Below are 20,107 nucleotides of genomic sequence, written 5' to 3'. Positions count from 1 at the left end.
CATGCAGCTTAATCCTGCTGAAATTAGCGATCTGATTAAAGCCAAGATCGAAAATCTGTCTGTAAATGCCGAAGTGCGTACCCGTGGTACGGTGATTTCGGTAACTGACGGTATCGTTCGCATCCATGGTTTGTCAGATGCAATGCAAGGTGAGATGCTCGAATTCCCGGGCAACACGTTCGGCTTGGCGATGAACCTGGAGCGCGACTCCGTCGGTGCCGTAGTGTTGGGCGAGTACGAACATATTAAAGAAGGCGATACAGTTACCTGTACCGGCCGTATTTTAGAAGTGCCGGTCGGACGCGAACTGGTCGGGCGCGTCGTTGATGCATTGGGTCGGCCTATCGACGGTAAAGGCCCGATTAATACAACTTTGACTGCACCAATTGAAAAAATCGCACCGGGCGTAATTGCGCGCAAATCGGTTGACCAGCCGATGCAAACCGGTCTGAAGGCGATTGACTCTATGGTTCCTGTCGGTCGTGGCCAACGTGAGTTGATCATTGGTGACCGTCAAACCGGTAAAACAGCCGTAGCACTGGATGCCATCGTTAACCAAAAAGGTACAGGCGTTATCTGTATTTATGTGGCTATCGGTCAAAAAGCATCTTCTATTGCCAACGTAGTACGCAAATTGGAAGAGCATGGCGCGATGGAACATACTATCGTGGTTGCCGCAACTGCTTCTGAAGCCGCTGCACTGCAATACATCGCTCCTTACTCCGGTTGTACCATGGGTGAATTCTTCCGTGACCGCGGTGAAGATGCATTGATTGTGTATGATGACTTGTCTAAACAAGCCGTTGCATACCGTCAAATTTCCCTGCTTTTGCGCCGTCCGCCTGGCCGCGAAGCCTATCCCGGCGATGTGTTCTACCTGCACTCCCGTCTGTTGGAACGTGCGGCACGTGTCAATGAACACGAAGTGGAGAAATTGACCAACGGCGAAGTAAAAGGCAAAACCGGTTCTCTGACCGCGTTGCCGATTATCGAAACCCAAGCGGGCGACGTATCTGCTTTCGTTCCAACTAACGTCATTTCGATTACCGACGGTCAGATCTTCTTGGAAACCGACCTCTTCAACGCCGGTATCCGTCCTGCAATCAATGCCGGTATTTCCGTATCGCGCGTAGGTGGTGCAGCACAAACCAAAGTCATCAAAAAACTGGGTGGCGGTATCCGTTTGGCGTTGGCACAGTACCGTGAATTGGCAGCGTTCTCGCAATTTGCTTCCGATTTGGACGAAGCAACACGCAAACAGTTGCAACACGGTGAAGTGGTTACTGAATTGATGAAACAAAAACAATTCAGCACATTGAACACTGCCGAAATGGCATTGACTTTGTGGGCGATCAACAACGGTTCTTACGCAGATGTTCCGGTATCCAAAGCCTTGGCTTTCGAAGCAGAATTTCTGAGTTTCGTACGTACGCAACATCCTGAGGTTCTGGAAGCGATTAATGCATCAGGCGCAATGTCTGACGAAAGCGAAAAAGCATTGACCGAAGCCATGAAATCTTTCAAATCTTCTTACGCTTACCAAGCATAAGTATTGAGATGAAAGGAGTCTGAAATGGCAGTCGGAAAAGAGATTCTCACCAAAATCCGTAGTGTTCAAAATACTCAAAAGATCACTAAAGCGATGCAAATGGTGTCGACCTCTAAAATGCGGAAGACTCAAGACCGGATGCGCTTAGCGCGTCCGTACGCCGAAAAAGTGCGTACAGTGATGAGCCATCTTGCACAGACTAATGCCGATCATGGTATCAAACTGTTGGAGCCGCACCGCGAAGTGCGTCGTGCCGGTTTCATCTTGATTACCTCGGATAAAGGTTTGTGCGGTGGCTTGAACGCAAACGTACTGAAAAAGTTTTTGGCGCAAGTTCAAGAGTATCAGGAACAAGGCATCGAAGTCGAAGTCGTGTGCCTGGGTAGCAAAGGTTTGGCTGCATGCCAAAGCATCGGTTTGAACGTTATTGCCAGCGCAACCAATTTGGGCGACACCCCAAAAATGGAGGCGTTGCTTGGCTCTTTGACCGAAATCTTCCAACGTTATGAGAAGCATGAATTAGACCGTATCCATATGGTTTACTCACGTTTTGTCAATACAATGCGCCAAGAGCCGCGTATGGAAGTGTTGCTGCCTATCGGTGAAAACGTTATTGACGACGGAACAGGTCATTCTTCATTTACTTGGGAATATCTCTACGAGCCGAGTCCTATCGCCGTATTGGAATATTTGGTTCGCCGCTATTTAGAGTCTGTGGTTTATCAGGCATTGAGCGACAACATGGCATCCGAACAAGCCGCGCGTATGGTAGCGATGAAAGCCGCGACCGACAACGCAGGCAATGCCATCAAAGAATTGCGCTTGGTGTACAACAAATCGCGTCAAGCCGCGATTACCACAGAATTGTCAGAAATTGTAGCAGGTGCAGCGGCAGTTTAATGCCGTCTGAAGCCTGAACAGGAAATTAGGATACGATAATGAGCCAAGGCAAAATCGTACAAGTTATTGGTGCGGTGGTTGACGTGGAATTTCCACGCGACGCTATCCCGCATGTTTACGATGCCCTGAAATTGGACGAGAACGGTCTGACTCTGGAAGTTCAACAGCTTCTGGGTGACGGCGTTGTCCGTACTATTGCAATGGGTAGTTCAGACGGCCTGAAACGCGGCATGTCTGTAAGCAATACTGGTGCGCCAATCACTGTGCCGGTAGGTAAAGGTACTTTGGGTCGTATTGTCGACGTATTGGGTACGCCTGTTGATGAAGCAGGTCCGATCGATACCGACAAGAGCCGTGCCATTCACCAAACTGCTCCGAAATTCGACGAGTTGTCTGCAACTACCGAATTGTTGGAAACCGGTATTAAAGTGATCGACTTGCTGTGTCCGTTTGCTAAAGGCGGTAAAGTAGGTCTGTTCGGTGGTGCCGGTGTAGGCAAAACCGTGAACATGATGGAATTGATCAACAACATCGCCAAAGCGCACAGCGGTCTGTCCGTGTTCGCAGGTGTGGGTGAACGTACCCGTGAAGGTAACGACTTCTACCACGAGATGAAAGATTCCAACGTATTGGATAAAGTAGCCATGGTGTATGGCCAAATGAACGAACCTCCAGGCAACCGTCTGCGCGTTGCTTTGACCGGTTTGACTATGGCCGAATACTTCCGTGACGAAAAAGATGAAAACGGTAAAGGCCGCGACGTATTGTTCTTCGTCGACAACATCTATCGTTACACTCTGGCCGGTACCGAAGTATCCGCACTGTTGGGCCGTATGCCGTCTGCAGTGGGCTACCAACCGACATTGGCTGAAGAAATGGGTCGTTTGCAAGAGCGTATTACCTCTACCCAAACCGGTTCCATTACTTCCATCCAAGCCGTATATGTACCTGCGGATGACTTGACTGACCCGTCTCCAGCGACAACTTTCGCACACTTGGATGCTACCGTCGTACTGAGCCGTGATATTGCCTCTTTGGGTATTTACCCGGCAGTTGACCCGCTTGATTCTACTTCACGCCAATTGGATCCGATGGTATTGGGTCAAGAGCACTACGACGTAGCGCGCGGTGTGCAGTCCACTCTGCAAAAATACAAAGAATTGCGCGACATTATCGCCATTCTGGGTATGGACGAATTGTCTGACGAAGACAAACTGACTGTAATGCGTGCCCGTAAAATCCAACGCTTCTTGTCTCAACCGTTCCACGTTGCCGAAGTGTTTACAGGTTCTCCCGGCAAATATGTCGCCCTGCGCGATACCATTGCCGGCTTCAAAGCCATCTTGAACGGCGAATACGACCACCTGCCCGAACAGGCATTCTACATGGTCGGCAGCATCGAAGAAGCGGTAGAGAAAGCGAAAACCTTAAACTAAGGAGGTCGGCATGAGCGTCATGCAAGTTGAAGTGGTCAGTAGCGAGCAAAACATCTATTCGGGCGAAGCCGGCTTTGTAGTGGTTCCGACCGTTCAAGGTGAGCTTGGTATTTACCCGCGACACGAGCCGATTATGAGTTTGGTGCGGCCGGGAGCTTTGCGTTTGACTGTTCCCGGCGAGGATAAAGAGGTTTTGGTTGCTGTTTCCGGTGGTGTTTTGGAAGTACAGCCTGATAAAGTAACTGTCTTGGCGGATGTTGCCGTCCGCAGTGCAGAAATGGATCGGGCGCGTGCCGAAGAAGCGAAAAAAGCTGCCGAAGCCGGCATCTCTCAAGCCAAAGACAACAAGGATTTGGCGGAGGCGCACAAGGCATTGGCTGCCGCAATTGCACAGCTCAAGACTTTGGACTATATCCGTTCGCACAAAAAATAAAACTTGTGTGGTTTGGGAAAGCACGGTCGTTTGGCCGTGCTTTTTATTTTCCGGATTTAAATTAAAAAATTATCCATCCCCTGGTTTCAAATCAGGCTGTCTTCGAGATAAATCTATTCAAGCGGCTATGGAAACAGTAAAATAAAACCTTTATTTTATCGAACAATAAGCCATGCTTACCTTCCAACAAATCATCTTCAAGCTGCAAACATTCTGGGCAGACAAAGGCTGCACCGTCATCCAACCTTTCGATATGGAAGTCGGCGCCGGCACTTCCCACCCCGCCACCTGCTTGCGCGCGCTCGGTCCCGAGCCTTGGTTTGCCGCCTACGTCCAACCCAGCCGACGCCCTAAAGACGGCCGCTACGGCGACAACCCCAACCGCCTGCAACACTATTATCAATTCCAAGTCGCCCTCAAACCCGCCCCCGCCAATATCCAAGACCTCTATCTTGATTCTCTGCGCGAATTGGGCATCGACCCCAAAGTGCACGATATCCGCTTTGTCGAAGACGACTGGGAAAACCCCACCCTCGGCGCGTGGGGTTTAGGCTGGGAAGTCTGGCTCAACGGCATGGAAGTAACCCAGTTTACCTATTTCCAACAAGTCGGCGGCATCGACTGCACGCCCGTACTCGGCGAAATCACCTACGGCATCGAACGCTTGGCGATGTACCTGCAAGGCGTGGAAAACGTCTATGACCTCGTTTGGGCAAAAACGCCGGACGGCAACACCGTAAGCTACGGCGACGTGTACCACCAAAACGAAGTCGAACAATCCACCTACAACTTCGAATACAGCGATGCCGACTGGCTCTTGCGCCAGTTCAACGACTACGAAGCGCAAGCCAAACGCCTGCTCGCCGTTGAAGGAGCAAGCCTCGCCCTGCCTGCCTACGAGCTGGTCCTCAAAGCGGGGCATACGTTCAACCTTTTAGACGCACGCGGCGCGATTTCCGTTACCGAGCGGGCAACTTATATTGGACGTATTCGTGCATTGAGCCGCGCCGTGGCGCAAAAATATGTCGAAAGCCGCGAAAAACTGGGCTTTCCCTTAATGAAGGCAAACGCCGCCTAAGGGGCAGGCGATTTTTTACGTTCGGGCGGCACGATATGGCAGCCGTCCGTAACCCATTATATATTTTAGGAAACTTATGCCTGTCTATTTCCGCACCCCAAGCAGGAAACGCCTGCACAAAATGAACCGCCGCCAGCATAAAAAGCTACATTTGGGCGAGTTTCAAACATTGATTTTCGGCGTTCAAGGCAGTTTGCACCAAGCTGAGGACGATGCCGAAGCGTTCGGCCGCTTTATGGACGAGCTGATTGCGTATCTTGCGGTAAACGGCTTAGAAATGGCGGGCGGGGGCGATTGCGGCGATTTTTCGTGCCTGTTTCAAAAATCCGGCACCAGAAGCTTGGGCGAAACCGAGAAAAAAGCCATTATCTCTTGGCTGGCAGGTCGCGAAGATGTCGCCACTTTGTACGCCACCCCGCTGGTTGACGGTTTTTACGGGGATGACGGCTGGGAAAGTTACAGCGAAACCTATAAACAGGCAGATTAACCAAATTCAAAGAAAGCCGAATGATGACCCAAACCCTTTTAATCGAACTCCTTACCGAAGAACTTCCGCCCAAAGCCCTTAATAATCTGGGCAACCATTTTGCCGCCGCCGTTGCCGAAGGCTTGGAAAAAGCGCAACTGGTTGACGGCGCAGCCGAACTTACCGCCTACGCTTCTCCGCGCCGTTTGGCGGTTCAAGTCAAAAACGTCAAAGCCGTTCAAGCCGACCAAAAAATCGTGAAAAAAGGCCCTGCCGTGGCGAATGCCATGAAAGACGGTGCGCCGACCAAGGCTTTGGAAGGTTTCGCACGCGGTGCGGGGGCGAAAATCGAAGATTTGACCATCGTCCACGACGGCAAACAGGATGTGTACGCCTATGAATACGTCCAAACCGGCAAACCGTTGGGCGAGCTTTTGGAAGACATTATCAATCAAGCGGTTAAGAAACTGCCGATTCCGAAAGTGATGCGTTGGGGCAGCAGCACGTTTACCTTCGTGCGTCCTGTACATAGTCTGATTGTGCTGCACGGCGGCGACATTGTGAACGTCAGCATTTTGGGTTTGCAAAGCGGCAACAAAACTTTGGGACACCGTTTCCTTTCCAGCGGCGAAATCACCATTGAAAACGCCGACAGCTACGCCGAACAAATGCGTGAGCAAGGCAAAGTCGTCGCTTCGTTTGCCGAGCGCAAAGCCGCGATTCAGACGGCATTGGAAGGGCAGGCACGCCGTCTGAACGCCACCGTTGCCGCCGATGAGGCTCTGTTGGACGAAGTAACCGCGCTGGTCGAATGGCCTGTTGTTTTGGAAGCCGGTTTTGAAGAACACTTCCTCGCCGTGCCGCAGGAATGCCTGATTCTGACGATGCAGCAAAACCAAAAATACTTCCCGCTGCTCGACCAAAACGGCAAGCTGATGAACCGCTTCCTGCTGGTTTCCAACCTGCAAACCGAAGACCCGTCGCACATCATCCGAGGCAACGAACGCGTCTTGCGCGCGCGCCTGTCTGATGCCGAGTTCTTCTACAAACAAGACCAAAAAGCGACCTTGGAAAGCCGCCTGCCCAAGCTGGTAAACGTGGTGTACCACAACAAAATCGGTTCGCAAGCCGAGCGCATCGAACGCCTGCAAAGCATCGCCGCCCACATTGCCAAAGCATTGGGTGCGGATGCCGCCGCAGCCGAACGCGCCGCACGTTTGGCGAAAGCCGACTTGGTAACCGAAATGGTCGGCGAGTTCCCCGAACTGCAAGGCACGATGGGCAAATACTATGCCCGTTTGGACGGCGAAACCGAAGAAATCGCTGAAGCCATCGAGCAACACTATCAGCCGCGTTTTGCCGGCGACAAGCTGCCCGAAAGCAAAATTGCCGCCGCCGTGGCACTGGCGGACAAGCTGGAAACCCTGGTCGGCATTTGGGGCATTGGTCTGATTCCGACCGGCGACAAAGACCCATACGCCCTGCGCCGCGCCGCCTTGGGTATTTTGCGGATGCTGATGCAGTACGGTTTGGACGTAAACGAACTGATTCAGACGGCATTCGACAGCTTCCCCAAAGGTTTGCTCAACGAGAAAACGCCGTCTGAAACCGCCGACTTTATGCAGGCGCGCCTTGCCGTGTTGCTGCAAAACGATTATCCGCAAGACATCGTCGCCGCCGTACTTGCCAAGCAGCCGCGCCGTTTGGACGATTTGACCGCCAAATTGCAGGCTGTTGCCGCGTTCAAACAACTGCCTGAAGCCGCCGCGCTCGCCGCCGCCAATAAACGCGTGCAAAACCTGCTGAAAAAAGCCGATGCCGAGTTGGGCGCGGTTAACGAAAGCCTGTTGCAACAGGACGAAGAAAAAGCCCTCTTTGCCGCTGCGCAAGGCTTGCAGCCGAAAATCGCCGCCGCCGTCGCCGAAGGCAATTTCCAAACCGCCTTGTCCGAACTGGCTTCCGTCAAACCGCAAGTCGATGCCTTCTTCGACGGCGTGATGGTGATGGCGGAAGATGCCGCCGTAAAACAAAACCGCCTGAACCTGTTGAACCGCTTGGCAGAACAAATGAACGCGGTGGCCGACATCGCGCTTTTGGGTGAGTAACCGTTGTACAGTCCAAATGCCGTCTGAAGCCTTCAGACGGCATCGGACGTATCGGAAAGGGGGAACGGATTGCAACCTTTAGTCAGCGTATTGATTTGCGCCTACAACGTAGAAAAATATTTCGCCCAATCATTAGCCGCCGTCGTGAATCAGACTTGGCGCAACTTGGAGATTTTGATTGTCGATGACGGCTCGACAGACGGCACACTTGCCATTGCCAAGGATTTTCAAAAGCGGGACAGCCGTATCAAAATCCTTGCACAAGCTCAAAATTCCGGCCTGATTCCCTCTTTAAACATCGGGCTGGACGAATTGGCAAAGTCGGGGGGGGGGGAATATATTGCGCGCACCGATGCAGACGATATTGCCGCCCCCGACTGGATTGAGAAAATCGTGGGCGAGATGGAAAAAGACCGCAGCATCATTGCGATGGGTGCGTGGCTGGAAGTTTTGTCGGAAGAAAAGGACGGCAACCGGCTGGCGCGGCACCACAGACACGGTGCAATTTGGGACAAACCGACTCGGCATGAAGACATTGTCGCCGTTTTTCCTTTCGGCAACCCTATACACAACAACACCATGATTATGAGGCGCAGTGTCATTGACGGCGGTTTGCGTTACAACACCGAGCGGGATTGGGCGGAAGATTACCAATTTTGGTACGATGTCAGCAAATTGGGCAGGCTGGCTTATTATCCCGAAGCCTTGGTCAAATACCGCCTTCACGCCAATCAGGTTTCATCCAAACACAGCGTCCGCCAACACGAAATCGCGCAGGGCATCCAAAAAACCGCCAGAAACGATTTCTTGCAGTCTATGGGTTTTAAAATCAGGTTTGATAGTCTTGAATACCGCCAAACAAAAGCAGCGGCGTATGAACTGCTGGAGAAGGATTTGCCTGAAGAAGATTTTGAACGCGCCCGCCGGTTTTTGTATCAATGTTTCAAACGGACGGACACGCCGCCCGCCGGCGCGTGGCTGGATTTCGCGGCAGACGGCAGGATGCGGCGGCTGTTTACCTTGAGGCAATACTTCAGCATTTTGCACCGGCTGATTAAAAACCGCCGGCAGGCGCGGTCGGATTCGGCAGGGAAAGAACAGGAGATTTAATGCAAAACCACGTTATCAGCCTAAGTTCCGCCGCAGAACGCAGGGCGCACATTGCCGCAACTTTCGGCGCGCACGGCATCCCGTTTCAGTTTTTTGATGCACTGATGCCGTCTGAAAGGCTGGAACAGGCGATGGCGGAACTCGTCCCCGGTTTGTCGGCGCACCCCTATTTGAGCGGAGTGGAAAAAGCCTGCTTTATGAGCCACGCCGTATTGTGGAAACAGGCGTTGGACGAAAGCTTACCGTATATCGCCGTATTTGAAGACGACGTTTTACTCGGCGAAGGCGCGGAGCAGTTCCTTGCCGAAGACGCTTGGCTGGAAGAACGCTTTGACCCCGATTCCGCCTTTGTCGTCCGCTTGGAAACGATGTTTATGCACGTCCTGACCTCGCCCTCCGGCGTGGCGGACTACTGCGGGCGTGCCTTCCCGCTGTTGGAAAGCGAACACTGGGGGACGGCGGGCTATATCATTTCCCGAAAGGCAATGCATTTTTTCTTGGACAGGTTTGCAGCCCTGCCGTCTGAAGGGCTGCACCCCGTCGATTGGATGATGTTCGGCAACCCTGACGACAGGGAAAGGATACCGGTTTTCCAGCTCAATCCCGCCTTGTGCGCCCAAGAGCTGCATTATGCCAAGTTTCACGACCAAAACAGCGCATTGGGCAGCCTGATCGAACACGACCGCTGCCTGAACCGCAAACAGCAAAGGCGCGATTCCCCCGCCAACACATTCAAACACCGCCTGATCCGCGCCTTGACCAAAATCAGCAGGGAAAGGGAAAAACGCCGGCAAAGGCGCGAACAGTTAATCGGCAAAATCATTGTGCCTTTCCAATAAGAGGAGAAAAGATGGACATCGTATTTGCGGCAGACGACAACTATGCCGCCTACCTTTGCGTTGCGGCAAAAAGCGTGGAAGCGGCCCATCCCGATACGGAAATCAGGTTTTACGTTCTCGATGCCGGCATCAGTGAGGCAAACCGGGCGGCGGTTGCCGCCAATTTGCGGGGGGGGGTAATATCCGCTTTATAGACGTAAACCCCGAAGATTTCGCCGGCTTCCCCTTAAACATCAGGCACATTTCCATTACGACTTATGCCCGCCTGAAATTGGGCGAATACATTGCCGATTGCGACAAAGTCCTGTATCTGGATACGGACGTATTGGTCAGGGACAGCCTGAAGCCCTTATGGGATACCGATTTGGGCGATAACTGGGTCGGCGCGTGCATCGATTTGTTTGTCGAAAGGCAGGAAGGCTACAAACAAAAAATCGGTATGGCGGACGGCGAATATTATTTCAATGCCGGCGTATTGCTGATCAACCTGAAAAAGTGGCGGCAGCACGATATTTTCAAAATGTCCTGCGAATGGGTGGAACAATACAAGGACGTGATGCAATATCAAGATCAGGACATTTTGAACGGGCTGTTTAAAGGCGGGGTGTGTTATGCGAACAGCCGTTTCAACTTTATGCCGACCAATTATGCCTTTATGGCGAACAGGTTTGCGTCCCGCCATACCGACCCGCTTTACCGCGACCGGACCAATACGGCGATGCCCGTCGCCGTCAGCCATTATTGCGGCCCGGCAAAGCCGTGGCACAGGGACTGTACCGCTTGGGGTGCGGAACGTTTCACAGAGTTGGCGGGCAGCCTGACAACCGTTCCCGAAGAATGGCGCGGCAAACTTGCCGTCCCGCCCGTGAAGCGTATGTTTCAAAGATGGCGCAGAAAGCTGTCTGCCAGATTCTTACGCAAGATTTATTGACGGGGCACGCCGTCTGAAGCCTTCAGACGGCATCGGACGTATCGGAAAGGGGAACGGATTGCAACCTTTAGTCAGCGTATTGATTTGCGCCTACAACGCAGAAAAATATTTCGCCCAATCGCTGTCCGCCGTAGTGGGGCAGACTTGGCGCAACTTGGATATTTTAATCGTCGATGACGGCTCGACGGACGGCACGCTTGCCATCGCTCGGCGTTTCCAAGAACAGGACGGCAGGATCAGGATAATTTCCAATCCCCGCAATTTGGGCTTTATCGCCTCTTTAAACATCGGGCTGGACGAACTGGCAAAATCGGGCGGCAGGTATATTGCGCGCACCGATGCCGACGATATTGCCGCCCCCGGCTGGATTGAGAAAATCGTGGGCGAGATGGAAAAAGACCGCAGCATCATCGCAATGGGCGCGTGGCTGGAAGTTTTGTCGGAAGAAAACAATAAAAGCGTGCTTGCCGCCATTGCCCGAAACGGCGAAATTTGGAAAAACCCCCTGACCCATCAGGAAATCGTGTCTGCCTTTCCCTTCCGCAACCCCATACACAACAACACGATGATTATGCGGCGCAGCGTCATTGACGGCGGTTTGCGGTTCGACCCCGCCTATATCCACGCCGAAGACTATAAGTTTTGGTACGAAGCCGGCAAACTGGGCAGGCTGGCGAATTATCCCGAAGCCTTGGTCAAATACCGCTTCCATCAAGACCAGACCTCTTCCAAACACAACCTGCAACAGCGCAGGACGGCGTAAGAAATCAGGGCGGGGTATTGGAAGGCGGCAGGCATAGCCGTCGGGGCGGACTGCCTGAATTACGGGCTTTTGAAATCAACGGCATATGCGTTGCACGAAAAAGCCTTGTCCGGACAGGATATCGGATGCCTCCGCCTGTTCCTGTACGAATATTTCTTGTCGTTGGAAAAGTATTCTTTGATTGATTTACTGGATTTTTTGACAGACCGCGTGATGAGGAAGCTGTTTGCCGCACCGCAATATAGGAAAATCCTGAAAAAAATGTTACGCCCTTGGAAATACCGGGGCTATTGAAACCGAACAGGGAAAATCATGCAAAACCACGTTATCAGCCTAAGTTCCGCCGCAGAACGCAGGGCGCACATTGCCGATACCTTCGGCAGGCACGGCATCCCGTTTCAGTTTTTCGACGCACTGATGCCGTCTGAAAGGCTGGAACAGGCGATGGCGGAACTCGTCCCCGGCTTGTCGGCGCACCCCTATTTGAGCGGAGTGGAAAAAGCCTGCTTTATGAGCCACGCCGTATTGTGGAAGCAGGCGTTGGACGAAGGTCTGCCCTATGTTGCCGTATTTGAGGATGATGTCCTGCTTGGCAAAGACGCAGAAAAGTTCCTTGCCGAAGATACCTGGTTGGAAGAGCGTTTTGATAAGGATTCTGCCTTTATTGTCCGTTTGGAAACGATGTTTATGCACGTCCTGACCTCGCCCTCCGGCGTGGCGGACTACTGCGGGCGCGCCTTCCCGCTGTTGGAAAGCGAACATTTTGGTATGGCGGGCTATATCATTTCCCGAAAGGCAATGCGTTTCTTCTTGGACAGGTTTGCCGTTTTGCCGTCTGAACGCCTGAAGGCGGTGGATTGGATGCTGTTCAGCAGTTTTCTCGACAAAGGGGGGATGACGGTTTGCCAACTGACCCCCGCCTTGTGCATCCAAAGCGAAACCCTGCCCAGCCAACTGAAAAACGGCAGGCAGGAATCGTACCGCAACCGCCGCTCCCCGAAGGTTTTGTTGAAACGCGCTTTGGGAAAAATCGGCAGGGAAATCGAAAGGGCGAGGGAACGGAAACGTCAGAAAAAATTGGAAAAACACCTTGGGCGGCACGTCGTCCCGTTTGAATAGGTTTTGGCCTTTCCTTATTTGGCGGGTGTGCGCTGTCCCTAAATTTATGTTGGGGAATCCGGTTTGTTCGGTTTCACTTGTTTTCGGGTAAGTCCTAATTCGTTATTCCCACGAAAACAGAAAACCAAAAACAGAAATCTAAAATTTCGTCATTCCCGCGCAGGCGGGAATCCAGTCCGTTCGGTTTTGCTTGTTTTAAGTTTCGGGTAACTTCCACTTCGTCATTCCCACGAAAGTGGGAATCCGGTTCGTTGAGTTTCAGTCATTTCCGATAAATCACCGCAATGTTAAATTTCTAGATTCCCGCTTTTGCGGGAATGACGGCGGAGAGGGTTTGTTGTTTCGGATAAATCCCTGTAGTTTTTCGTTTCTAGATTCCTGCCTGCGCGGGAATGACGTTATTTGAACCTACTATCTTAATCGGCTGCAAAATGCCGTCTGAACGGGTTTCAGACGGCATTTCTGTTTATGCGAAATCGCCCCAAAGCGTCTGCATGGCGGCGAGGGCGGCGAGGGCGGCGGTTTCGGTGCGCAGGATGCGTTTGCCCAATGTTACGGCTTGGAAGCCGGCATCAAATGCCTGTTGTTCTTCCTGTTCTGTCCAGCCGCCTTCAGGGCCGACCATAAAGACGATTGCGCCGGACGGGTGGCGGATGTCGCCGAGTTTGCGGGCGCGGTTGATGCTCATAATCAGCTTGGTGCTTTCAGACGGCATTTTGTCGAGTGCTTCACGGTAGCCGATGATGGGCAGTACGGGGGGAACGGTGTTCCTGCCGCTTTGTTCGCACGCGGAGATGACGATTTCCTGCCAGCGTGCGAGGCGTTTGGCGGCGCGTTCTCCGTCGAGGCGGACGATGCAGCGTTCGCTGATGACGGGCTGTATGGCGGTTACGCCGAGTTCGACGCTTTTTTGCAGGGTAAAGTCCATGCGATCGCCGGAGGAGATGGATTGGATGAGTGTGATGTTGAGCGGGGACTCGTTGTCGGTCGTGTCTTCGTGCAGGATTTCGGCCTCGGCGCGGCGTTTTTCCAAAACGGTCAGCCGTGCGGCATGTGCCTTGCCTTTGCCGTCGAAGAGGGTGATGTTTTCGTTGGGGCGGATGCGCAGGACGTTGAGGTGGCGGACGATGTTGTCGGGCAGGTTGACGGTTTGTCCGACGGAAAGGTTTTCGGGCAGGTAGAATCGGGGCATAGTTTTTGGCGGTTCGGACGGTTATAATCCGTCGCAGCGGCGTGATGGAAACGGACATTATACGTTCGCGCGCCGCAAGTTCAAAATATGAGGACAGTAGGAAGTGTTACACCGTTTGCAGAAAGTCGTGCGCCATATCGCGCAAACCGAAATTATGCCGCGTTTTTTGAATACGCCGTCTTGCCGTAAGGAAGACGGTTCGATGTTGAGCGAGGCGGACATTGCCGCGCAGACGGCTTTTGCTGCCGCGTTGCCGCTTCTGATCGATTGCCCGATGTTGGGCGAGGAAATGTCGCGGCAGGAACAGTCGGCTTTGTGGGAACAATATTCGGGGGAAAAGGGGCTGTGGATTGTCGATCCGATAGACGGGACGAACAATTTTGTCAACGGGCTGCCGCATTTTGCGGTGTCGGTGGCGTTTGTCCGCAACGGGCGTGCCGAATTGGGCGTAATCTACAATCCGGTCAGCGGCGAATGTTTTTATGCCGAACGCGGGCAGGGGGCGTTTTTAAACGGGACGCGCCTGCCTTTGCGTTTGGTGGACAAAAAGTTGAACGAGGCAATCGCGGGCGTGGAAATCAAATATCTGCGTTCGGGCAAACTGTCCAGCCGCATGAGTACGCTCGCGCCTTTTGGAACGATACGCAGTATGGGCAGCAGCACGCTGGACTGGTGTTATCTGGCGTGCGGGCGTTATGATGTTTATGTTCACGGTGGGCAGAAGCTGTGGGACTATGCTGCGGGTGCGTTGATTTTCGAGGAGGCGGGCGGCAGGCTGACGACTTTGGAAGGCGACGGGTTTTGGAGTGGTGAACACGTGTTCAAACGCTCGGTCGTCGCCGCGCTCGAACCGAAGCTGTTTGAACGCTGGGTCGGGTGGATACGGGAAAACCAGTAAGGTCAACGGGTTTTCAGGCTAATGGTTTGAATAAACGGGATTTGCCGCCTTCACGCGCCGTCCGGCATCCCGTGGGTTTGTGTTTTCCGTGAGGGGCAATGCGGGGGCGGTTTTGGATTGTGCGCCGGAACATCGGTTATATTTTCAAAATTAACGTTACTTAACATTTATACGGGTAAAATCCCTTCCGCTGATTACCGCTGCCGTTTCTCCCTTTTCGGCAGTGCAGCAAGTAAGACGTTTTCCCGCAATGTATTGACCATTCATACTTACCCTTGGTATGAATGGTTTTTTTTGCGCGTTGAAAATGCCGTCTGAACGTTCAGACGGCATTTTTATGCGACAGGTTTCAGATATTTGCCGCAGCAGGCTTTGAATTTCTTTTCAGAACCGCAAATGCAGGGCTGTTTCATGGTAGGCAGCGGAACAGTCGGATCGATGAAATACCATTGCTCCGCTATTTTCACGAATGCCGACAGCTCGTGATGCCCTGCTCGGTTTTCCCCATCTTGGAAGTAGGCTTTAAATTCGACTTGGGCGTGGTCTTTGCCGAGTATCTTGTGCGAGATGACGTTCAAGCCCAGCCATTCGGTTTCTCTGCTCCACTGCATCAGTTCGGCGGCATCGAGGAATGTTTGTTGCGCCGGAACGGTGGTGGCGATGATGTAGTCGATAAGGTGCAGCACATACGCGCTGTACCGCGAACGCATGAGGGCTTCGGCGGTGGGCGGCAGGATTCGGCGAAGGTGCAATGGGCGGCAGCAGCCGGCATAGCTTGTGCCTGAGCCGCAGGGGCAGGGCAGGTGGTGGTGTGTGTTCATTTTGTTTGGGAATGCAAATGCCGTCTGAAAAGGTTTCAGACGGCATGGTTAAAAAGTCTGTCCGTCAGGGCATCAACATGCCGCCGTTGACGTGCAGCGTTTGACCGGTAATGTATTTTGCCTGATCGGAAGCCAAGAACAAGACTGCATCGGCAATATCTTGTGCCTCCCCGAATTTGCCCAACGAAGTTTGCGCTTCAAAGGTTTTGCGGGTTTCTTCGGGCAGGGCGCGGGTCATGTCGGTGTCGATAAAGCCCGGGGCGACGCAGTTGACGGTAATGCCACGGCTGCCGACTTCGCGCGCCATGGATTTGGAGAAGCCGATTAAGCCTGCTTTTGCCGCGGCATAGTTGGTTTGACCGGCATTGCCCATTACGCCGACGACGGATGTGATGTTGATGATGCGGCCGGAACGTTGTTTCATCATACCGCGCAAGACGGCTTTGGAGGCGCGGAAGACGGATTTTAGGTTGACCTGCATGATGTCGTCCCACTCTTCTTCTTTCATGCGCATTAAGAGGTTGTCGCGGGTGATGCCGGCGTTGTTGACCAGAATATCCAGTTTGCCGAATGCTTTTTCGATGTCGGCAATCAGGTTTTCGACGGTTTCGGGTTCGGCGGAATTTAATACGCGACCTTCGCCGCCCCATTGCGCCAACCGCTCGCTAATCGCCGCCGCACCGCTCTCACTAGTCGCCGTACCGATGACTTTGGCACCGGCTGCCGCCAGTGTGTCGGCAATCGCCGCGCCGATACCGCGCGATGCGCCTGTTACCAATGCGACTTTGCCGCTTAAATTTTGTGTACTCATATTTTTTCCTTTTTTCCGATAACCAAAGGACTGTGCCGTATTGAACAGCACAGTCGGCCGTTTATTCCCATTCAATCGTGGCAGGCGGTTTGCCGCTCACATCGTAAACCACGCGGTTGATGCCTTTGACTTCGTTGATGATGCGGTTGGACACTTTGCCCAACAAGGAATACGGCAGTTCCGCCCAATGCGCGGTCATAAAGTCGCTGGTGATGACGGCGCGCAGCGCGACGACGTAGTCGTAAGTGCGTCCGTCGCCCATCACGCCGACGGATTTGACGGGCAGGAATACGGCAAAGGCTTGGCTGGTCAGGTCGTACCAAGACGTGCCGTTTTCGTCGGTGGTGTTGCGCAATTCTTGGATGAAAATATCGTCTGCCTGACGTAATAGGTCGGCGTATTCTTTTTTCACTTCGCCTAAGATGCGCACGCCCAAACCGGGGCCGGGGAACGGATGGCGGTACACCATTTCGCGCGGCAGACCCAAGGCAACGCCCAGTTCGCGCACTTCGTCTTTGAACAGGTCGCGCAACGGCTCAAGCAGCTTGAGCTTCATGTTTTCAGGCAGGCCGCCGACGTTGTGGTGCGATTTGATGGCGTGGGCTTTTTTGGTTTTCGCGCCTGCGGATTCGATTACGTCGGGGTAAATCGTGCCTTGCGCCAGCCATTTGGCGTTGGTCAGTTTTTTCTCTTCGGCATCAAATACTTCGATAAATTCCGCGCCGATGATTTTGCGTTTTTTCTCCGGGTCGGTAACGCCGGCGAGTTTCGCCATAAACTGCCCTTCGGCATCGACGTGTATCACTTTCACACCCAAGTTGCGGGCAAACATGTCCATCACCATGTTGCCTTCGTTCAGGCGCAACAAACCGTGATCGACGAACACGCAGGTCAGTTGGTCTCCGATGGCACGATGAATCAGCGCGGCCGCTACGGAAGAGTCCACGCCGCCTGACAAACCTAAAATCACTTCGTCGCTGCCGACTTGTTCGCGGATTTTGGCAACGGCTTCTTCGATGTAGTTGGGCATCGTCCAGCCCGGTTGCGCGCCGCAGATGTCCAAGACAAAGCGGTTCAACAGGGCGCGGCCTTGTTTGGTGTGGGTCACTTCGGGGTGGAACTGGATGCCGTAGAATTGTTTTTCGGCGTTTTCCATCATGGCAATCGGGCAGGACGGGGTGTCGCCGATGACGGCGAAACCGTCGGGCAGTTTGGACACTTTGTCGCCGTGGCTCATCCATACGTCCAATGTATTGGGCGCGTCGTCGTAAATATCGCGGGTCAGTTCGCTGTCTATGGTTTTGACTTGCGCATAACCGAATTCGCGCTGGTTGCCGGGCTGTACTTCGCCGCCCAAGTGGTGCGCCATAAACTGCATTCCGTAGCAGATGCCCAAAACCGGAATGCCCAAATCAAAAATACCGGTATCCGCCTGATAGTCGGATTCGTAAACGGAATTGGGGCCGCCGGAAAGGATGATGCCTTTGGGGTTGAAGGCTTTGATTTCGTCCAAAGGCATATCGAAGGAATGCAGCTCGCAGTAAACGTGGGCTTCGCGCACGCGGCGGGCGATGAGCTGGGTAACTTGCGAACCGAAGTCGAGGATGAGGATTTTGTCTTGGGTCATAATGGGTTTTGCGGTGATTGAAGATAATCGGATGGGTCGGCGGATATGATGCCGTCTGAAGGGGTCGGAGCGATTGTACCATTTCAGACGGCATTTTGTTTATGCCGTCCGGACGGCGGCATCTTTGTTTGAGATATTGCGTAACATCGTGTAGTAGCCGTTTTGGGACATCAGTTGTTCGTGTGTGCCTTGTTCGATGATTTTGCCGTCGTCCATCACGATGATGCGGTCGGCTCCTTCGATGGTGGTCAGGCGGTGGGCGACGATGATGCCGGTGCGGTTTTCCATCAGGCGTTCGAGTGCCTGTTGGACAAGGCGTTCGGATTCGTTGTCCAGTGCGCTGGTGGCTTCGTCCAATAATAATATCGGCGCGTCTTTCAAAATGGCGCGGGCAATGGCGACGCGTTGCCGCTGTCCGCCGGATAAGTTGCTGCCGTTCGATCCGATGGGCTGGTGCAGTCCGAGCGGGGATGCGTCGATCAGGCTTTGCAGGTTGGCTGCTTGGAGGGCGGACAGGACTTCGGCTTCGCCTGCGTCGGGACGGCTGTATCGGACGTTTTCAAAAAGAGTATCGTCAAACAGGAATACGTCTTGGGAAACGAGGGCAAATTGGGCGCGCAGGCAGTCGAGTTTGATGTCGGCGATGTCGATACCGTCTATGCAGATGTTGCCGGCAGACGGTTCGACAAAGCGGGGCAGCAGGTTGACGACGGTGGATTTGCCGCTGCCGGAACGTCCGACTAGGGCGACGCGTTCGCCTTGTTTGATGTCGAGGTTGAAGTTGTCGAGGGCTTTGATGCCGTCTGAACGGTATTCGACATCGACGTTGCGGAAGCTGATGCGCCCTTCGACACGCTGCGGCGCGAGTGTGCCTTTGTCCTGTTCGGGCGGGGTGTCGAGAAATGCACATACGCCGTCGGCGGCGAGGAACATCGTCTGCATCGGGATGCTGATGTTGGCAAGGCTTTTGATGGGTGCGTACATTTGCAGCATCGCGACGATGAATGCCATAAATTCGCCGATGGTGGTGTAGCCGTTTTGGCTTTGCCACAGGGCGATGAAGATGACGACGGCGAGGGCGATCGAGGCAATCAGTTCGCTGAACGGGGAATGTGCCGCCGTTGCCTGCGTGATTTTTTTGCTGAGGCGGACGATGGTGCGGTTGACCGCGTCGAACCGGTTTGCCGCCTGCGCCTGCCCGTTGAACAGCTTGACGACGCGGTGTCCCTGATGGGTTTCGGCAATCACGTTGTTCATCGTGCCTATGCTTTTTTGCGAGTCGGAAATGACGTGTTTCAGACGGTCGCGGTAGTAGCGCGAGAGCAGGGAGAGCAGGGGGAACATCAGGACGACGATGAGGCTGAGCTGCCAGTTGAGGTAAAGCAGGACGATGGTCAGGCCGGTAACGATCATCGTGTCGCGCGTGAGGACGGTGAAGATGTCGCTGGCGTTGCTGACCGACTGTTCGGTCAGGTTGAGCATATTCATCAGTACGGTGCCGGACGGCGTTTCCTGATGGTAGCGGGAGGAAAGGGTCAGCATTTTGGCAAACATATCTTTGCGGATTTTGCTGATGGTCATCACGGAGACCCAAGTCATCAGATAGGTGCTGGTAAAGCGGCAGATGCCCCGGATGATGACGAGGATGATGAGAAAGAGCGGGACGGTCCAGATTTTGTTTTCCGTCCCCCAAACCATATAGGTAAACTGTTCGCGCCAGTTTTGCAGGGTGGAAATGATGCCGGCGGCGGCAGACAGCTCGGGCGGCGCGGCGGGCGCGGAAAAGCCGTGGTTAATCAGGGGGGCGATGAAGGCGGCAAGGTAGCTTTCGGTGGCGGCAACGCCGAAAATGGCAATCAGGGCGGCAACGATGCGGATTTTGTAGGGGCGGACGTATGCCATCAGGCGCATAAAGCTGCGCGCGTCTTCTTTTTTAAACAGTCCGAAAGTCAGTTTTTCTATCATATCGGTAGGGCGGGAACTGCAATGGCAGCCGCTGTCGGTGGTTTGGTTGGGATGGATTATAGCG

General features: G+C 53.5%; 16 protein-coding genes and 2 pseudogenes. 13 read left to right on the top strand and 5 right to left on the bottom strand.

Going from position 1 to position 20,107, the window contains the following annotated elements:
• Position 1 precedes the first annotated feature (1 nt).
• The 12 genes and pseudogenes from atpA to Q9J80_RS03220 all read left to right on the top strand — a co-directional run bounded on the left by atpA (position 2) and on the right by Q9J80_RS03220 (position 12,729).
• A complete protein-coding gene (gene atpA, locus Q9J80_RS03280) occupies positions 2-1,549 on the top strand; it encodes a F0F1 ATP synthase subunit alpha (protein ID WP_301674070.1) in 1,548 nt (515 codons plus the stop codon).
• A gap of 24 nt (positions 1,550-1,573) precedes the next feature.
• A complete protein-coding gene (atpG, locus tag Q9J80_RS03275) occupies positions 1,574-2,449 on the top strand; it encodes a F0F1 ATP synthase subunit gamma (protein WP_300906352.1) in 876 nt (291 codons plus the stop codon).
• Positions 2,450-2,487: 38 nt separating this feature from the next.
• A complete protein-coding gene (atpD, locus tag Q9J80_RS03270) occupies positions 2,488-3,885 on the top strand; it encodes a F0F1 ATP synthase subunit beta (protein ID WP_003750991.1) in 1,398 nt (465 codons plus the stop codon).
• A 10-nt stretch (positions 3,886-3,895) separates the two neighbouring features.
• Positions 3,896-4,318, top strand: coding sequence for a F0F1 ATP synthase subunit epsilon (locus Q9J80_RS03265; protein ID WP_003750992.1), 423 nt, complete (start codon positions 3,896-3,898; stop codon positions 4,316-4,318).
• A 172-nt stretch (positions 4,319-4,490) separates the two neighbouring features.
• Complete coding sequence (gene glyQ / locus Q9J80_RS03260) at positions 4,491-5,396, top strand: glycine--tRNA ligase subunit alpha (RefSeq protein WP_002223091.1); 906 nt, start codon at positions 4,491-4,493, stop codon at positions 5,394-5,396.
• A gap of 76 nt (positions 5,397-5,472) precedes the next feature.
• Positions 5,473-5,883, top strand: coding sequence for a 50S ribosome-binding protein YggL (locus Q9J80_RS03255; RefSeq protein WP_002223090.1), 411 nt, complete (start codon positions 5,473-5,475; stop codon positions 5,881-5,883).
• Positions 5,884-5,903: 20 nt separating this feature from the next.
• Complete coding sequence (gene glyS, locus Q9J80_RS03250; protein ID WP_304672718.1) at positions 5,904-7,967, top strand: glycine--tRNA ligase subunit beta; 2,064 nt, start codon at positions 5,904-5,906, stop codon at positions 7,965-7,967.
• 69 nt (positions 7,968-8,036) lie between these two features.
• The gene (locus tag Q9J80_RS03245; protein ID WP_304674149.1) at positions 8,037-9,077 is read left to right on the top strand and encodes a glycosyltransferase family 2 protein; all 1,041 of its coding nucleotides are present in this window, start codon (positions 8,037-8,039) and stop codon (positions 9,075-9,077) included.
• Positions 9,077-9,916, top strand: a complete 840-nt coding sequence (locus tag Q9J80_RS03240) for a glycosyltransferase family 25 protein (RefSeq protein WP_304672876.1) — start codon at positions 9,077-9,079, stop codon at positions 9,914-9,916. Before Q9J80_RS03245 ends, Q9J80_RS03240 begins: the two co-directional genes overlap by 1 nt.
• Before the next feature lie 11 nt (positions 9,917-9,927).
• Positions 9,928-10,847 (top strand): annotated as a pseudogene (locus Q9J80_RS03230) (glycosyltransferase family 8 protein).
• Between the two features lie 58 nt (positions 10,848-10,905).
• Positions 10,906-11,904 (top strand): annotated as a pseudogene (locus Q9J80_RS03225) (glycosyltransferase family 2 protein).
• 18 nt (positions 11,905-11,922) lie between these two features.
• Complete coding sequence (locus Q9J80_RS03220; protein WP_304674146.1) at positions 11,923-12,729, top strand: glycosyltransferase family 25 protein; 807 nt, start codon at positions 11,923-11,925, stop codon at positions 12,727-12,729.
• Between the two features lie 466 nt (positions 12,730-13,195).
• Here the strand turns inward: Q9J80_RS03220 and Q9J80_RS03215 are convergent, their stop codons facing one another.
• Positions 13,196-13,921 carry a 16S rRNA (uracil(1498)-N(3))-methyltransferase gene (locus tag Q9J80_RS03215; protein WP_304671411.1) on the bottom strand — a complete coding sequence of 242 codons (726 nt, stop codon included), beginning with the start codon at positions 13,919-13,921 and terminating at the stop codon, positions 13,196-13,198.
• 103 nt (positions 13,922-14,024) lie between these two features.
• Between Q9J80_RS03215 and Q9J80_RS03210 the strand changes: the two genes are divergently transcribed.
• The gene (locus Q9J80_RS03210) at positions 14,025-14,819 is read left to right on the top strand and encodes an inositol monophosphatase family protein (protein WP_002236180.1); all 795 of its coding nucleotides are present in this window, start codon (positions 14,025-14,027) and stop codon (positions 14,817-14,819) included.
• A gap of 335 nt (positions 14,820-15,154) precedes the next feature.
• Here Q9J80_RS03210 and Q9J80_RS03205 read toward each other — a convergent pair whose 3' ends face one another.
• From Q9J80_RS03205 to msbA, 4 genes are all read right to left on the bottom strand, one after another.
• Positions 15,155-15,640 (bottom strand): YchJ family protein, encoded by a 486-nt coding sequence (locus Q9J80_RS03205; protein WP_304671412.1) that lies wholly within the window; start codon positions 15,638-15,640, stop codon positions 15,155-15,157.
• Between the two features lie 64 nt (positions 15,641-15,704).
• Positions 15,705-16,451 carry a 3-oxoacyl-ACP reductase FabG gene (fabG, locus tag Q9J80_RS03200; protein ID WP_304671413.1) on the bottom strand — a complete coding sequence of 249 codons (747 nt, stop codon included), beginning with the start codon at positions 16,449-16,451 and terminating at the stop codon, positions 15,705-15,707.
• A gap of 61 nt (positions 16,452-16,512) precedes the next feature.
• Positions 16,513-18,078, bottom strand: coding sequence for a glutamine-hydrolyzing GMP synthase (gene guaA / locus Q9J80_RS03195; RefSeq protein WP_304671414.1), 1,566 nt, complete (start codon positions 18,076-18,078; stop codon positions 16,513-16,515).
• A gap of 99 nt (positions 18,079-18,177) precedes the next feature.
• Positions 18,178-20,043, bottom strand: coding sequence for a lipid A export permease/ATP-binding protein MsbA (msbA, locus tag Q9J80_RS03190; RefSeq protein WP_301672755.1), 1,866 nt, complete (start codon positions 20,041-20,043; stop codon positions 18,178-18,180).
• Positions 20,044-20,107 lie beyond the last annotated feature (64 nt).

Source organism: Neisseria blantyrii, assembly GCF_962747855.1.
GTDB classification, from domain to species: domain Bacteria; phylum Pseudomonadota; class Gammaproteobacteria; order Burkholderiales; family Neisseriaceae; genus Neisseria; species Neisseria viridiae.
The sequence above is the reverse complement of the archived record's forward strand: the minus strand, read 5'-3'. Positions and strand labels throughout refer to the sequence as shown.

What these genes read in the sequence shown, in the direction of transcription:
- msbA (WP_301672755.1), bottom strand. Translation starts at nt 20,043, where the DNA reads ATGATAGAAAAACTGACTTTCGGACTGTTTAAAAAAGAAGACGCGCGC.
- fabG (WP_304671413.1), bottom strand. Translation starts at nt 16,451, where the DNA reads ATGAGTACACAAAATTTAAGCGGCAAAGTCGCATTGGTAACAGGCGCA.
- Q9J80_RS03255 (WP_002223090.1), top strand. Translation starts at nt 5,473, where the DNA reads ATGCCTGTCTATTTCCGCACCCCAAGCAGGAAACGCCTGCACAAAATG.
- Q9J80_RS03265 (WP_003750992.1), top strand. Translation starts at nt 3,896, where the DNA reads ATGAGCGTCATGCAAGTTGAAGTGGTCAGTAGCGAGCAAAACATCTAT.
- glyS (WP_304672718.1), top strand. Translation starts at nt 5,904, where the DNA reads ATGATGACCCAAACCCTTTTAATCGAACTCCTTACCGAAGAACTTCCG.
- guaA (WP_304671414.1), bottom strand. Translation starts at nt 18,078, where the DNA reads ATGACCCAAGACAAAATCCTCATCCTCGACTTCGGTTCGCAAGTTACC.
- atpA (WP_301674070.1), top strand. Translation starts at nt 2, where the DNA reads ATGCAGCTTAATCCTGCTGAAATTAGCGATCTGATTAAAGCCAAGATC.
- glyQ (WP_002223091.1), top strand. Translation starts at nt 4,491, where the DNA reads ATGCTTACCTTCCAACAAATCATCTTCAAGCTGCAAACATTCTGGGCA.
- Q9J80_RS03240 (WP_304672876.1), top strand. Translation starts at nt 9,077, where the DNA reads ATGCAAAACCACGTTATCAGCCTAAGTTCCGCCGCAGAACGCAGGGCG.
- Q9J80_RS03220 (WP_304674146.1), top strand. Translation starts at nt 11,923, where the DNA reads ATGCAAAACCACGTTATCAGCCTAAGTTCCGCCGCAGAACGCAGGGCG.
- Q9J80_RS03215 (WP_304671411.1), bottom strand. Translation starts at nt 13,921, where the DNA reads ATGCCCCGATTCTACCTGCCCGAAAACCTTTCCGTCGGACAAACCGTC.
- atpG (WP_300906352.1), top strand. Translation starts at nt 1,574, where the DNA reads ATGGCAGTCGGAAAAGAGATTCTCACCAAAATCCGTAGTGTTCAAAAT.
- Q9J80_RS03205 (WP_304671412.1), bottom strand. Translation starts at nt 15,640, where the DNA reads ATGAACACACACCACCACCTGCCCTGCCCCTGCGGCTCAGGCACAAGC.
- atpD (WP_003750991.1), top strand. Translation starts at nt 2,488, where the DNA reads ATGAGCCAAGGCAAAATCGTACAAGTTATTGGTGCGGTGGTTGACGTG.